At 72.0% G+C, this 13,723-nt stretch carries 11 protein-coding genes; 8 read left to right on the plus strand and 3 right to left on the minus strand.

Annotation, left to right across the window (positions count from 1 at the left end):
* The 5 genes from mtrB (at nucleotide 1) to RIU97_RS25055 (ending at nucleotide 6,689) form a co-directional block, all read left to right on the plus strand.
* On the plus strand, nucleotides 1–1,956 hold the full coding sequence (gene mtrB, locus RIU97_RS25035; protein WP_404959814.1) for an MtrAB system histidine kinase MtrB: 1,956 nt from the start codon (nucleotides 1–3) through the stop codon (nucleotides 1,954–1,956).
* The gene (locus RIU97_RS25040; protein ID WP_404959815.1) at nucleotides 1,946–3,808 is read left to right on the plus strand and encodes an LpqB family beta-propeller domain-containing protein; all 1,863 of its coding nucleotides are present in this window, start codon (nucleotides 1,946–1,948) and stop codon (nucleotides 3,806–3,808) included. The genes mtrB and RIU97_RS25040 overlap by 11 nt, the downstream gene beginning before the upstream one ends.
* A gap of 142 nt (nucleotides 3,809–3,950) precedes the next feature.
* Nucleotides 3,951–4,754, plus strand: a complete 804-nt coding sequence (locus tag RIU97_RS25045) for a ComF family protein (RefSeq protein ID WP_404959816.1) — start codon at nucleotides 3,951–3,953, stop codon at nucleotides 4,752–4,754.
* Between the two features lie 293 nt (nucleotides 4,755–5,047).
* Nucleotides 5,048–5,743 (plus strand): ribosome hibernation-promoting factor, HPF/YfiA family, encoded by a 696-nt coding sequence (gene hpf, locus RIU97_RS25050; protein ID WP_404962928.1) that lies wholly within the window; start codon nucleotides 5,048–5,050, stop codon nucleotides 5,741–5,743.
* 193 nt (nucleotides 5,744–5,936) lie between these two features.
* Entirely contained in the window at nucleotides 5,937–6,689 is a 753-nt protein-coding gene (locus RIU97_RS25055) for a response regulator (protein WP_383577554.1), read from the plus strand.
* Nucleotides 6,690–6,728: 39 nt separating this feature from the next.
* Here the strand turns inward: RIU97_RS25055 and RIU97_RS25060 are convergent, their stop codons facing one another.
* Together RIU97_RS25060 and RIU97_RS25065 are read right to left on the minus strand one after the other, a co-directional pair.
* Nucleotides 6,729–7,889 carry a winged helix-turn-helix domain-containing protein gene (locus RIU97_RS25060; protein ID WP_404959817.1) on the minus strand — a complete coding sequence of 387 codons (1,161 nt, stop codon included), beginning with the start codon at nucleotides 7,887–7,889 and terminating at the stop codon, nucleotides 6,729–6,731.
* 9 nt (nucleotides 7,890–7,898) lie between these two features.
* On the minus strand, nucleotides 7,899–8,480 hold the full coding sequence (locus RIU97_RS25065) for a GNAT family N-acetyltransferase (protein ID WP_404959819.1): 582 nt from the start codon (nucleotides 8,478–8,480) through the stop codon (nucleotides 7,899–7,901).
* A gap of 241 nt (nucleotides 8,481–8,721) precedes the next feature.
* On the opposite strand from RIU97_RS25065, the gene secA reads away from it, so the two are divergent.
* Nucleotides 8,722–11,529 carry a preprotein translocase subunit SecA gene (gene secA / locus RIU97_RS25070; protein ID WP_404959821.1) on the plus strand — a complete coding sequence of 936 codons (2,808 nt, stop codon included), beginning with the start codon at nucleotides 8,722–8,724 and terminating at the stop codon, nucleotides 11,527–11,529.
* Nucleotides 11,530–11,766: 237 nt separating this feature from the next.
* On the opposite strand, the gene RIU97_RS25075 is transcribed toward secA, so the two are convergent.
* Nucleotides 11,767–12,213, minus strand: a complete 447-nt coding sequence (locus tag RIU97_RS25075) for an Rv3235 family protein (protein ID WP_404959822.1) — start codon at nucleotides 12,211–12,213, stop codon at nucleotides 11,767–11,769.
* Between the two features lie 302 nt (nucleotides 12,214–12,515).
* On the opposite strand from RIU97_RS25075, the gene RIU97_RS25080 reads away from it, so the two are divergent.
* Nucleotides 12,516–13,016: a DUF6912 family protein gene (locus RIU97_RS25080; RefSeq protein WP_404959823.1), complete on the plus strand. Its 501-nt coding sequence runs from the start codon at nucleotides 12,516–12,518 to the stop codon at nucleotides 13,014–13,016.
* Nucleotides 13,016–13,678 (plus strand): HAD family hydrolase, encoded by a 663-nt coding sequence (locus tag RIU97_RS25085; protein WP_404962929.1) that lies wholly within the window; start codon nucleotides 13,016–13,018, stop codon nucleotides 13,676–13,678. Before RIU97_RS25080 ends, RIU97_RS25085 begins: the two co-directional genes overlap by 1 nt.
* Nucleotides 13,679–13,723: the final 45 nt, after the last annotated feature.

Genomic DNA, 13,723 nt, shown 5'->3' on the forward strand with positions numbered 1-13,723 from the left:
GTGCAGTCCGGCACGTCCGCCGCGTCCGGCCGCGGCCGCGGCGGTTCCCGCTGGCGCGGCCTCTGGGCCGGCCGGCCGTTCCGGGCCGGAGCGCCCGGCAGCCCCGTGCTGCGGCTGTTCGTACGCCTCGTACGCCGGCCGCTGGTTCCGGCTGTCCGGCTGTGGCGCCGCAACATCCAGCTCCGGGTGGTCGCCGCCACCCTGCTGATCTCGCTCGCCGTGGTCCTCGCCCTGGGCGTCGTCGTGATCGCCCAGGTCAGCAGGGGGCTGCTCGAGGCCAAGGAGCAGGCGGCGCAGAGCCAGGCGGCGGGCGGGTTCGCGGTCGCGCAGGAGAAGGCCAACGCCCCCGCGACCGTGGACGGACCCGATGCCACCGACAACAAGGTCGGCCGGGACGCCAGCACCTGGATGAACTCCCTCGTCAAGCAGCTGGCCAGTGGCGGCCAGACGGCCTTCGAGGTCGTCGCGCTCGGCGCCGGCACCGGGGAGCAGACCCTGCCCGGGACGCAGGGCGTCAAGGGGGCCCGCGCCTCCGGCAACGTCGATCCGACGGCCAGCGTGCCCGTGAAGCTGCGCCGGGCCGTCAACCACGCGACCGGCGCGTTCAAGACCTTCTCCGAGATCCGCTACACGGCGGGCGCCGGTGACAAGGCCCCCGAGCCGGCGCTGGTCGTGGGCAAGCGGCTCACCGACATCAACGGGGACCCGTACGACCTGTACTACCTCTTCCCGCTCACGCAGGAGGAGGAGTCCCTCAACCTGATCAAGGTCACCATCGTGACCGCGGGCCTGTTCGTCGTCGTCCTGCTCTGCGGCATCGCCTGGCTCGTCGTACGCCAGGTCGTGACCCCCGTGCGGATGGCCGCCGGGATCGCCGAGCGGCTCTCGGCCGGGCGGCTCCAGGAGCGGATGAAGGTCACCGGCGAGGACGACATCGCGCGCCTGGGCGAGGCCTTCAACAAGATGGCGCAGAACCTCCAGCTGAAGATCCAGCAGCTGGAGGAGCTGTCGCGGATGCAGCGCCGGTTCGTCTCGGACGTCTCGCACGAGCTGCGGACCCCGCTGACGACCGTACGGATGGCCGCGGACGTCATCCACGACGCCCGGGTCGACTTCGACCCGATCACCGCGCGCTCCGCCGAGCTGCTCGCCGGGCAGCTCGACCGGTTCGAGTCGCTCCTCTCCGACCTGCTGGAGATCAGCCGCTTCGACGCCGGGGCCGCGGCCCTGGAGGCCGAGCCGATCGACCTGCGGGACGTCGTGCGCCGTGTCATCGACGGGGCCGAGCCGCTCGCCGAGCACAAGGGCACGCGGATCCGGGTCCTCGGCGACACCCAGCCGGTCATCGCCGAGGCCGATTCGCGGCGCGTCGAGCGCGTCCTGCGCAACCTCGTCGTCAACGCCGTGGAGCACGGCGAGGGCCGCGACGTGGTGGTCCGGCTGGCGTCCGCGGGCGGGGCCGTCGCCGTCGCCGTACGGGACTACGGCGTGGGACTGAAGCCCGGCGAGGCCACCCGCGTCTTCAACCGCTTCTGGCGGGCCGACCCGGCGCGGGCGCGCACGACCGGCGGGACCGGCCTCGGCCTGTCCATCGCCGTCGAGGACGCCCGGCTGCACGGCGGCTGGCTGCAGGCCTGGGGCGAGCCGGGCGGCGGCTCGCAGTTCCGCCTGACCCTGCCGCGCACGGCCGACGAGCCGCTGCGGGGCTCGCCCATCCCGCTGGAACCCGAGGACTCGCGGGCCAACCGCGCCAGGGCCGTCGCCGAGGCCGCGGGCCGGGCGGCGGACCGCCCGGCCCCGGACGCCGGCGACCGGTCGCCGATACCGCCGCGGTCGCCGGTCACCGGAGCGCTGCCGGTGCCCGCCGACCCGACGGCCCTGCCGGGCAACGGGGCCCGGGTGGTGGCCCGCCCGGCCGACCAGGCACAACAGGAGGACCGAGCCGATGGACGCTGAGCCCGAGAACGCCCGGCCCGGGGGCGTGCGGGTACGGGGCCGGCGGCTGCGCACGCTGCGGGCGTACGCCTTCGGCGCGGCCGGGCTGCTGCTCGCCGGCTGCGCCTCCATGCCCGACCACGGCGAGATCCGCCCGGTGCAGGCCTCGCAGGGCGTCGACTCCCAGGTTCGCGTCTTCGGCGTGCCGCCCGCCGACAAGGCGAGCGCGGCCGACATCGTCGACGGCTTCCTGGAGGCGATGACCAGCGACGACCCGCAGCTGGAGACCGCCCGCAAGTACCTCACGGAGGAGGCCGCGAAGAGCTGGAAGCCCAGCTCCGCCGTCACCGTGCTCTCGTCCGGCCTCGACCGGGTCTCGATCCGCGGCGAGAAGGACCCGGACGGGCCCCGCTGGAAGGTGACCGGCACGAAGCTCGCGACCGTGGACGAGCGCAGCGCGTACCAGCCGCAGACCGGCGGCGAGAAGTACGAGGAGTACCTCCAGCTCGTCCAGGACGAGGACAAGCAGTGGCGGATCTCGCAGCCGCCCAACGGCCTCGTGCTCAGCGAGTCGGACTTCCAGCGCATCTACATGCCGGTCAACAAGTACTACTTCGCGGGCGGCACGCTCGTCGCCGACCCCGTCTACGTGCGTCAGCGCACCGATCCGGACTCGCGGATGGACCCCACCACGCAGACGGTGCAGTCGCTGCTCGCCGGGCCGTCCAGGTGGCTCGGCCCCGTCGTCGAGTCCAGCTTCCCGACCGGCACGGAGCTGCGCGAGGGCACCAAGTCCCTTTCGTACGACGGCCAGAACACGCTGCGGGTGCCGCTCAACGACAAGGCCGACAACGTCGCCCAGCCGCAGTGCAAGAAGATGGCCACCCAACTCCTCTACACGGTCAAGGACCTGACGGGCTCCCGGCTCGACCAGGTCGAGATCCTGCGCTCCGACGGCAAGTCGTCCTCGCTGTGCTCGGTGACCGAGTTGAACGCGGCCGCGATCGCCAACCGGCCGCGGATCCCCGACTACCAGTACTTCGTCGACAACGAGAAGCGGCTGGTCCGGATGAAGCTGGACGTGACCAGCGAGGAACAGCAGAAGGCCGAGCCGGTGCCGGGGCCGCTGAACACCCTGCCCGCCTTCAAGGTCGGCTCGGCGGCCTTGACGTACGACGAGCGGCGCGCGGCCGTGGTCTCCCAGGACGGGCACGGGCTGTACGTGGTGTCCCTGGTGGGCGGCGGGCCCATGCCGCAGCCGCTGCCGGTCGGGAAGGGCAGTACGCTGACGGCGCCCAGCTGGGACGCGGCCGGTGACCTGTGGGTCGCGGACGGCGATGCGCAGCACCCGGGGCTGTGGCGGGTGCCGGGCGGGGCCGGGGCCCCGGAAAAGGTGCAGGTGGCCGGGCTGGACGGCGGGCGGATCGCCTCGCTGAAGGCCTCCTCCGACGGGGTGCGGATCGCGCTGCTCGTGGAGAAGAACAGCCGCAAGAACCTGTACGTCGGGCGGATAGAACGGCCCGACGCCAAGGGCGACGCCTCGGCGGTGTCGGTGCGCGAGCTGCGCCCGGCGGCCCCGCAGATGGCGGACGTGACGACGATGAGCTGGGCGCCGCACGGGCGGCTGCTCGTGGTGGGCCGGGAGAGCGGCGGGGTGCAGCAGGCCCGCTACATGCTGGCGGACGGCTCGATGGTCGCGGCGAGCCTGCCCGGGGCGGCCGGGCTGTCCGCGGTCGCGGCCGCGGCGTCGGAGGACGAGTCGAAGCCGAAGCCGGTGGTGGCGTACTCGGAGGACGGGATCGTGTACCTGCCGCCGGGGGCGCAGTGGCGCACGGTGGCGGCGGGCGGCCAGGCTCCGGTGTACCCAGGCTGACCTGCGGCCGCGGACCCGGCGCGGGCTCGGCCGGCGGATCCGGACCCGGACCCGGACCCGGTCGCGGGCTCGGCCGCGGACCCGGTCGCGGGCTCTGTCCACAGGGGTGGCGGGCTGTGTCCGCCGCCGTCAGTGTGGAGTGGTGCGCGGTTGGTGGCAGGAGCTGGCCGGGCTGGTCCTGCCGGTCGACTGCGCCGGCTGCGGAGCGGTCCGGGTGCTGGTGTGCGCGGGCTGCCGGGAGGCGCTGAGCGCGGCCGGTGCGGGGCCGGTGCGGCCTTCTCCGCGGCCCGGTGGGCTGCCGCTGGTGCACGCCGCCGCCGTCTACGAGGGGGGCGTACGGGCCCTCCTGCTGGCCCACAAGGAGCGCGGGGCGCTGCCGCTGGCCGGTGTGCTCGGCGAGGCCCTGGCGGTGGCCGTGCTGGCGGGCAGGCCGCGGGATGAGTGCGGCCCGGTGGGTACGGGGCCGGGGCCGGGGCCGGATTCGGAGGACGTGGCCCTGGTGCCGGTGCCGTCGGCGCGGCGGCAGGTCCGGGCGCGCGGGCACGATCCGGCGCGCAGGATCGCCCTGGCGGCCGCGGGGCGGCTGCGGCGGGCCGGTGTTCCCGCGCGCGTGGCGCCCGTACTGCGGCTGCGGCGGGCGGTGGCCGACCAGGCGGGGCTCGGGGCCCGGCAGCGCCGGGAGAACCTCGCGGGGGCGCTGACGGTGTGCCGGGACGGGGCGCGGCTGACGGACGGGGCCCGGATCGTCCTCGTGGACGACCTGATCACCACCGGGGCGACGCTGGCGGAGGCGGCCCGGGCGGTGCGCACTGCGGGGCTGACCGCGGGCCCGGGGGAGGTGCTGCGGGCAGCGGTGGTCGCCGCGCCCGCGGACTCCTTCGGGCGGCTCCTCGGGGCGGGGCCCCGCCGGCCGGCTACGCGTACAGGTCAAAAATCTCGTGAATAGATTTGGAACTGGCGGGGAAGGCCCATCGTTGCAGGTAGTAAGAGGGAACAGCCACCTGACTGGAAGTACATTCCGGTAGCGGGTGCCGACAACCGTCATACAGGGATATGTTCGGTTGTAAGGAACTCAGGAGGCTGTCTCTCGACTCCGAAGTCGGTGGGGTGTTGATCTTGCCGATGGGGGAGGAGGAGGTGAAAGTCGCCAAGTCCGAGGCTCCGGCCTTCACCGGAGTCTGGTGCGAAAGGGAGACGCTTCGCCCCGTCGGGCGGAGCTATCCGGGAACGGAGTTCTGCGTGGACATCGTCGTCAAGGGCCGCAAGACCGAGGTGCCCGAGCGGTTCCGCAAGCACGTGGCCGAGAAGCTGAATCCGGAGCGGATCCAGAAGCTCGACGCCAAGGTGATCAGCTTGGACGTCGAGGTGTCCAAGGAGCACAACCCGCGGCAGGCCGACCGTTCCGACCGCGTGGAGATCACCCTGCGATCGCGGGGCCCGGTGATCCGGGCCGAGGCCGCCGCCGCCGACCCGTACGCGGCGCTCGACCTCGCTCAGGACAAGCTGGAGGCCCGGCTGCGCAAGCAGCACGACAAGCGCTACACCCGCCGTGGCAACGGCCGGCTCTCGGCGGCAGAGGTCGCCGACGTCGTGCCGGGCGTCGCGTCGCTCAACGGCAGTGGCCAGGTGGTCACCGAGGAGAAGACGGACGGGGTTCCGATCACCCGGATCGGGCCCATCGAAGTGCAGGGCGAAGGCCCGCTCGTCGTCCGCGAGAAGACGCACTCGGCCGCACCCATGTCGCTCGACCAGGCTCTGTACGAGATGGAGCTGGTCGGCCACGACTTCTATCTGTTCGTCGACTCCGAGACGAAGCTGCCCAGCGTGGTCTACCGACGTCACGCATACGACTACGGCGTCATCCACGTGAACCCCGACGGTGCCTCCAGCTCGGAGGAGCCGCGAGGCGGCGCCGGCGGCGCGCTCGGCGGCTGAACAGACCATCCGTTGCCCCCGCGCGGACGCTCCGGCGTCTGCGCGGGGGCACCTGCATGACGGGTATTGCGCCAGGCGGGTCCTCGACGGCCCCCCGCGCCGTGGCGCGGGCATGGAATCATGGCGGGCAGTCAACCGGCCGCGGTGTGTGTCCGGTTGGCCCAGCAGCTCAGCACATGCAGGGGGAGGAACGATGGCGGACAGCTTCGGGCCGGTACGCGGGGACGACGGCGCGGGCTGCCGCGGCGCGGACGCGTCGGCGGAGCCCGCCGGCTCGCCGGCCGGGGAACCGATCCGGGTGCTCGTGGTCGACGACCACGCACTCTTCCGGCGGGGTCTGGAGATCGTCCTCGCTCAGGAGGAGGACATCCAGGTCGTCGGCGAGGCCGGGGACGGCGCGGAGGCGGTGGACAAGGCGGCCGATCTGCTGCCCGACATCGTGCTGATGGACGTGCGGATGCCCCGGCGCGGCGGCATCGAGGCGTGCACCTCGATCAAGGAGGTGGCCCCCTCCGCGAAGATCATCATGCTGACCATCAGCGACGAGGAGGCGGACCTCTACGACGCGATCAAGGCGGGCGCGACCGGGTACCTCCTGAAGGAGATCTCGACGGACGAGGTGGCCACGGCGATCCGGGCGGTGGCCGACGGCCAGTCGCAGATCAGCCCTTCGATGGCGTCGAAGCTGCTCACCGAGTTCAAGTCGATGATCCAGCGGACCGACGAGCGCCGGCTGGTGCCGGCGCCGAGGCTGACGGACCGGGAGCTGGAGGTCCTCAAGCTGGTGGCCACCGGCATGAACAACCGTGACATCGCGAAGGAGTTGTTCATCTCCGAGAACACCGTGAAGAACCACGTCCGCAACATCCTGGAGAAGCTGCAGCTGCACTCCAGGATGGAAGCCGTGGTCTACGCGATGCGCGAGAAGATCCTCGAAATCCGCTGACCCGGATCGGCCGGCCGGGCCCTGCCGCCCCGACAAGGACTAGAGTGCGGCGAGCTCCGCCGTGACGGCCGCCGCCTCCGCGGGCGAGCCCGCGCGCTCGATCCGTACGTCCTCGCAGCCGACCCACTCCGCGGCTTCCCGCAGGGCCTGTGCCATCGGGCCCGCGGCCTTCGGCGAGGTCAGCGAGAGCTGCCGGGCGACCAGCGTGCGGCCCTCGCGGGCCGGGTCCACGCGGCCCTGCAGCCGGCCGGCCGCCAGCAGGGGCATCGCGAAGTACCCGTGTATCCGCTTCGGCTTGGGGACGTACGCCTCGAGGCGGTGGGTGAAGCCGAAGATCCGCTCCGTGCGGGGGCGGTCCCAGACCAGGGAGTCGAAGGGCGACAGCAGCGTCGTGCGATGGCGGCCCCGGGGGGCCGTGGCGAGGGCGGCGGGGTCCGCCCAGGCGGGCTTGGACCAGCCTTCGACCTCGACCGGGACCAGCCCGGAGTCGGCGATCACCGCGTCGACCTGCTCCCCCTTGAGACGGTGGTAGTCCGCGATGTCGGCGCGGGTGCCGACGCCCAGGGACCGGCCGGCCAGGGCGACCAGGCGGCGCACGCACTCGCGGTCGTCGAGGTCGTCGTGGAGCAGCCGGTCCGGAACGGCGCGCTCGGGAAGGTCGTAGACCCGCTTCCAGCCGCGGCGCTCGCTGCAGACCACCTCGCCGGTGTCGAGGAGCCACTCCACCGCGATCTTGGTCTCGGACCACTCGAACCACTCGCCGCCGTTCTTCGCGCCGCCCAGTTCGGTGGAGGTCAGCGGGCCGTCGGACTTCAGCCGGTCCAGGACGGCCTGCGTCGAGCGCTCCTTGTCCTCGAGGACGTGCCAGCGGTGGCCGCGCGCCCGGTTGGCCCGGCGGCGGAAGGCGAAATGCGGCCATTCCTCGATGGGGAGGATGCAGGCCGCGTGCGACCAGTACTCGAAGGCGTGGCGGTCGGACCAGTACGCCCGCTCCACGGTGTCGCGGCCGACCGCGCCGAGGCGTGCGTACGGGATCAGCTCGTGCGAGCGGGCCAGCACCGAGATGGTGTCCAGCTGTACGGCGCCCAGGTGGCGCAGGACTCCGCGCACTCCGCCGCGGCGGTCGGGTGCCCCGAGGAAGCCCTGTGCGCGCAGGGCGATCCGGCGGGCCTCGTCGGCGGAGAGGGAGAGCGAAGTCATCTCCGCAGCCTAGGCGGGGCCACTGACAGCGGGCAGGTACGGCAGCCGCGGGGGGAGCCCGAGGTCGGAGGGGAGAAGGGCGCCGACCCAGCAGTCGCGGGAGGTGCCACGCTGCTCGATGCCGGCCCGCAGGACCCCCTCGACCCGGAAGCCCGCCTTCTCGGCCACGGCCTTCGAACCGTCGTTGCCCAGCTCGGCGCGCCATTCCAGCCGTGTGACGCCGAGCGCCGTGAAGGCCCAGCGGGCGACGGCCGTCACGGCCTCGGTCATGTAGCCCCGTCCGCGGTGCTCCTTCACCGCCCAGTAGCCGATCTCGTACGACTCGGCGCCGTGGACGTGCACGCCGACGGCCGCGACCAGCGGGCCCCCGGCCCCGAGGCGGACGGCGAAGGGGTAGGCCGTGTCCTCGCGCCAGCCGTTCGGCACGAGCTCGTTCACGAAGGCGTGCGCGTGCGCGCGCTCGTACGGGGAGGGGACCAGGGTCCAGCGCTGGATCGCCGGATCCTGCGCGGCCGCGTAGACCTCGTCCTCGTCGGCGGGGACGAAAGGCCGCAGTACCAGCCGGTCCGTGGTGAGTGTGATGGGCTCCATGAACGGATTCTGCTGCCCGCGGAGCGTCCGGAGCGAACACTTTCCGGGAATCCCCCGGGGGGATGCGGCACCTTCCGTGTACCCCGTACGTTCTCAATCCGGGCACCCGTGCCCCCACGGGAACGGCGGACCTCCCGACGTGGCCACGTCCTCGCTTACGATGGCCGTTGCGGTGGGGCCCACCTGCCGTGCCCGCGGTACGTACAGTGCCCAGGCCCGACCGGCAAGGAGACAAACCTCGGTGTCCGTCTTCAACAAGCTCATGCGTGCAGGCGAAGGCAAGATCCTGCGCAAACTGCACCGCATCGCGGACCAGGTCAACTCCATCGAAGAGGACTTCGTCAACCTCTCCGACGCCGAGTTGCGTGCGCTCACGGACGAGTACAAGCAGCGCTTCCAGGACGGCGAGAGCCTGGACGACCTGCTGCCCGAGGCCTTCGCGACCGTACGCGAGGCGGCCAAGCGCGTTCTCGGCCAGCGGCACTACGACGTCCAGATCATGGGTGGCGCGGCGCTGCACCTCGGCTACGTGGCCGAGATGAAGACCGGTGAGGGCAAGACCCTCGTCGGCACGCTTCCCGCGTACCTGAACGCTCTGTCCGGCAAGGGCGTCCACCTGATCACGGTGAACGACTACCTCGCCGAGCGCGACTCCGAGCTGATGGGCCGGGTGCACAAGTTCCTCGGCCTGGAGGTCGGCTGCATCCTGGCGAACATGTCTCCGGCGCAGCGCCGCGAGCAGTACGGCTGCGACATCACCTACGGCACGAACAACGAGTTCGGCTTCGACTACCTGCGCGACAACATGGCGTGGTCCCAGGAGGAGCTCGTCCAGCGCGGCCACAACTTCGCCGTGGTCGACGAGGTCGACTCGATCCTCGTCGACGAGGCCCGTACCCCGCTGATCATCTCCGGCCCGGCCGACCAGGCCACGAAGTGGTACGGCGACTTCGCGAAGCTGGTGACCCGCCTGACCAAGGGCGAGGCCGGCCAGCCGCTGAAGGGCATCGAGGAGACCGGCGACTACGAGGTCGACGAGAAGAAGCGCACCGTCGCCATCCACGAGTCCGGTGTCGCCAAGGTCGAGGACTGGCTCGGCATCGAGAACCTCTACGAGTCGGTGAACACCCCGCTCGTCGGTTACCTGAACAACGCGATCAAGGCCAAGGAGCTCTTCAAGAACGACAAGGACTACGTCGTCATCGACGGCGAAGTCATGATCGTCGACGAGCACACCGGCCGTATCCTCGCCGGCCGCCGCTACAACGAGGGCATGCACCAGGCGATCGAGGCGAAGGAAGGGGTGGACATCAAGGACGAGAACCAGACCCTCGCCACGATCACCCTGCAGAACTTCTTCCGCCTCTACTCGAAGCTGTCGGGCATGACCGGTACGGCCATGACCGAGGCCGCCGAGTTCCACCAGATCTACAAGCTCGGTGTCGTCCCGATCCCGACCAACCGCGACATGGTCCGCAAGGACCAGCCGGACCTGATCTACCGGACCGAGGTCGCGAAGTTCTCCGCCGTCGTCGACGACATCGCGGAGAAGCACGAGAAGGGCCAGCCGATCCTCGTCGGTACGACGTCGGTCGAGAAGTCCGAGTACCTCTCCCAGCAGCTCTCCAAGCGCGGCATCCCGCACGAGGTGCTCAACGCCAAGCAGCACGACCGTGAGGCGACGATCGTCGCCCAGGCCGGCCGCCGGGGCGCGGTCACCGTCGCCACGAACATGGCCGGCCGCGGTACGGACATCAAGCTCGGCGGCAACCCGGACGACCTCGCCGAGGCCGAGCTGCGCCAGCGCGGCCTGGACCCGGAGGAGCACATCGAGGAGTGGGCGCACGCCCTGCCCGAGGCGCTCACCCGGGCCGAGGCGGCCGTGAAGGCCGAGTTCGAAGAGGTCAAGGACCTCGGCGGGCTGTACGTGCTGGGCACCGAGCGCCACGAGTCGCGCCGCATCGACAACCAGCTGCGCGGCCGCTCCGGCCGACAGGGCGACCCGGGCGAGTCCCGCTTCTACCTGTCGCTGGGCGATGACCTGATGCGCCTGTTCAAGGCGCAGATGGTCGAGCGCGTCATGGCGATGGCGAACGTCCCGGACGACGTGCCGATCGAGAACAAGATGGTGACGCGCGCGATCGCGTCGGCCCAGTCGCAGGTGGAGACCCAGAACTTCGAGACGCGCAAGAACGTCCTGAAGTACGACGAGGTCCTCAACAGCCAGCGCGAGGTCATCTACGGCGAGCGCCGCCGCGTCCTGGAGGGCGAGGACCTGCAGGAGCAGGTGCGCTTCATGATGGACGACACCATCGACGCGTACATCGCGGCCGAGACGGTCGAGGGCTTCGCCGAGGAGTGGGACCTGGAGCGGCTGTGGAACGCCTTCCGGCAGCTCTACCCGGTCAAGGTCACCATCGAGGAGCTGGAGGAGGCCGCCGGCGACCGCGCGGGCATCACCGCCGAGTTCATCGCGGAGTCCGTCAAGGACGACATCCACGAGCAGTACGAGACGCGCGAGAAGACGCTCGGCTCCGAGATCATGCGCGAGCTGGAGCGGCGCGTGGTCCTGTCGGTCCTCGACCGCAAGTGGCGTGAGCACCTGTACGAGATGGACTACCTGCAGGAGGGCATCGGCCTGCGCGCGATGGCCCAGAAGGACCCGCTGGTCGAGTACCAGCGCGAGGGCTTCGACATGTTCAACGCCATGCAGGAAGGCATCAAGGAGGAGTCCGTCGGCTACCTGTTCAACCTGGAGGTCCAGGTCGAGCAGCAGGTCGAGGAGCTTCCGGTGCAGGACGCGGCGCCGTCGCTGACGAAGGAGCCGGCGGCGGCCGGGGCCGGCCGTCCGGAGATCCGGGCGAAGGGGCTGGACGCTCCGCAGCGGCCGGACCGGCTGCACTTCTCGGCGCCGACGGTGGACGGCGAGGGCGGTGTCGTCGAGGGCGACTTCGACAGTGACGCCGTCGGTGGCGAGGGCGACGGGATGACGCGGGCGGAGCGGCGCAAGGCGCAGAAGGCTGCCGGCGGGCGGCGCCGCAAGAAGTGACCCCTGCGGGGTCGCTGATCTCCCGGCCGGGGCCGGACACCGTGGGTGGTGTCCGGCCCCGGCCGCGTTGTGTGTGGGCGGGTGCGGGCCGGCTGCCGGCTGCCGGGGCTCCGGCCCCGGACCCCGCCCCTCAAACGCCGGCGAGGCTAGAAGGATCGCCTCGAACGCCGGCAGGGGCTGGATTGTGCCGGCGAGGGTCTGGCGGGGCTGGAGAGGGACTGGCAGGGCTGAGGCGGCTCAAGGGAGAGGGCCCTGGAGTTCTACCGCTGCGCAGCGCCAGCGGAGGTCCGGGCCTTGTTCCAGGCGGAAGGCCATGGCCGTGAGGCGGTCGCCCGTGGCGATGCGGGCGAAGGCTTCGATGACGCCCGGGCCGGGGGTGAAGCGGCCGCACTGGCGGATGACCGGGCGGAGGCGGTCGCGCAGGGGGTCCGCGGGTGCCAGGGTGACCAGCTGCTGGTAGGCGGGGCCGACGGTGTGGCCGAGGAGCGAGTGGACCGGGCGGCGGCCGCTGACCACCGCGAGGAGGTGTTCGGCGAACCAGTGGTGCGGGCCGTGCCGCAGGGCGCGCGGGGGGCCCGCCGGGCGCCGCGGGTCGCGCCGTCCGGCGGGCCGGGTCCGGGAACCGCCGCCCGGCCGGCGGCGGTTCCCGTCGTTGCCGATCGTGCCGCGCGTCGTCGTGTCCATCGCGATCTGCCCCCGAACAGGCCGGGCCCGGATGGGTACCGGGCGGTAACTTGATGGGGATCTTCTACGGCCGCCGAACACGCTCCGCAACCACGCTCACGGCCGGCCGGGCCGCCGCCCCGGTTCACCTATCCGAGTGCGCACCGGCCCCTCCGCGGGCCCGGAGCGCGCGCGTCCGGGGAGCGGGGTGGACGGCCGCGGGTCCTGGTCCGGCACCTCGAAGGGGTACGGACTCCGTCACCCTGCCGGACCCTCCGAGTCGTATCCTGGGGGAGTTTTCCGACTACTGAAAGCAGCCGGCCATGCGTGTGTACGTCCCCCTGACCCTCCCCGGGCTCGCCGAGGTGCACAAGGCGGGTGAGCTGGGCCCCGCCCCGCTGCGGGCGTACGCCGTCACCCCCGGGCTCCGCGAGTGGTACGTGTCGGACGACATCGAGGAGCTGGAGTACGCGGCCCTGAACCGGGCCGCGGCCGCCTCCCTGCGGCTGCTCGCCGCGGACGCGGGCGCGCCGCGCCGCCGCGTCGTCGTCGCCCTCGACGTCGACGACCAGGCCGCCACCGCCACCCCCGGGGTCGACGAGGCCACTCTCGGCCAGGTGAGCCTGGCCGGCGCCGTACGCCTCACGGTGGCCGCCGCCGTGCACGTGGACGCCGATGACGCCGACGAGGACGTGGCCGCCGCCGCGCAGGCCCTCGCCGCCGCCGACGGCGGGGACGCGGACGCGCAGTTCATCGTCGACGGAGCCGAGGACCACGAGCTGCTGTGGTTCGGCGTACAGGAGATTCCGGGGTTGCTGAAGTGATCGAAAAGCACATCGTCTGGGACTGGAACGGCACCCTCCTCCACGACATCGACGCCGTCATCATCGCGACCAACGCCTCCTTCGCCGAGCTCGGCTTCGCGCCGATCACCCTGGAGACCTACCGCGACCTGTACGTCGTACCGGTGCCGAAGTTCTACGAGCGCCTCATGGGACGGCTGCCCACCGACGAGGAGTGGGTGGTCATGGACGAGGCCTTCCACCGGCACTACTGGGCCGCCGCCGTGGACGCCGGGCTCGCCGAGGGTGCCCGGGAGCTGCTCCAGGAGTGGCAGCGGGACGGGCTCACCCAGTCCCTGCTGTCCCTCGCGCCCCACGAGAAGCTCGTGCCGCTGGTCCGGACCCACGGCATCGACCACCACTTCCTGCGCGTCGACGGGCGGACCGGGCCCTCCCACACCTCCAAGGCGGGACACCTCGTACGCCACTTGGCCGCCCTGGACGGGACGGGTGTGACGGCGGGACGTACGGTCCTCATCGGAGACGCCGTGGACGATGCCCTGGCCGCCGCCCACGTCGGTGCCCGGGCGGTTCTCTACACGGGCGGTTCGCACAGTCGCAGCAGTCTGGAATCAGCCGGTGTGCCCGTCGTGGACACCCTGGCCGAGGCCGTATGGACAGCTCGCGAGCTGGCCGAATTGTGACTGGACGGCCCGCTGCACGGACGGCCGGGTCACGTCGCTGGCCAG

The organism is Streptomyces sp. 147326, from assembly GCF_045000215.1.
Lineage (GTDB): Bacteria > Actinomycetota > Actinomycetes > Streptomycetales > Streptomycetaceae > Streptomyces.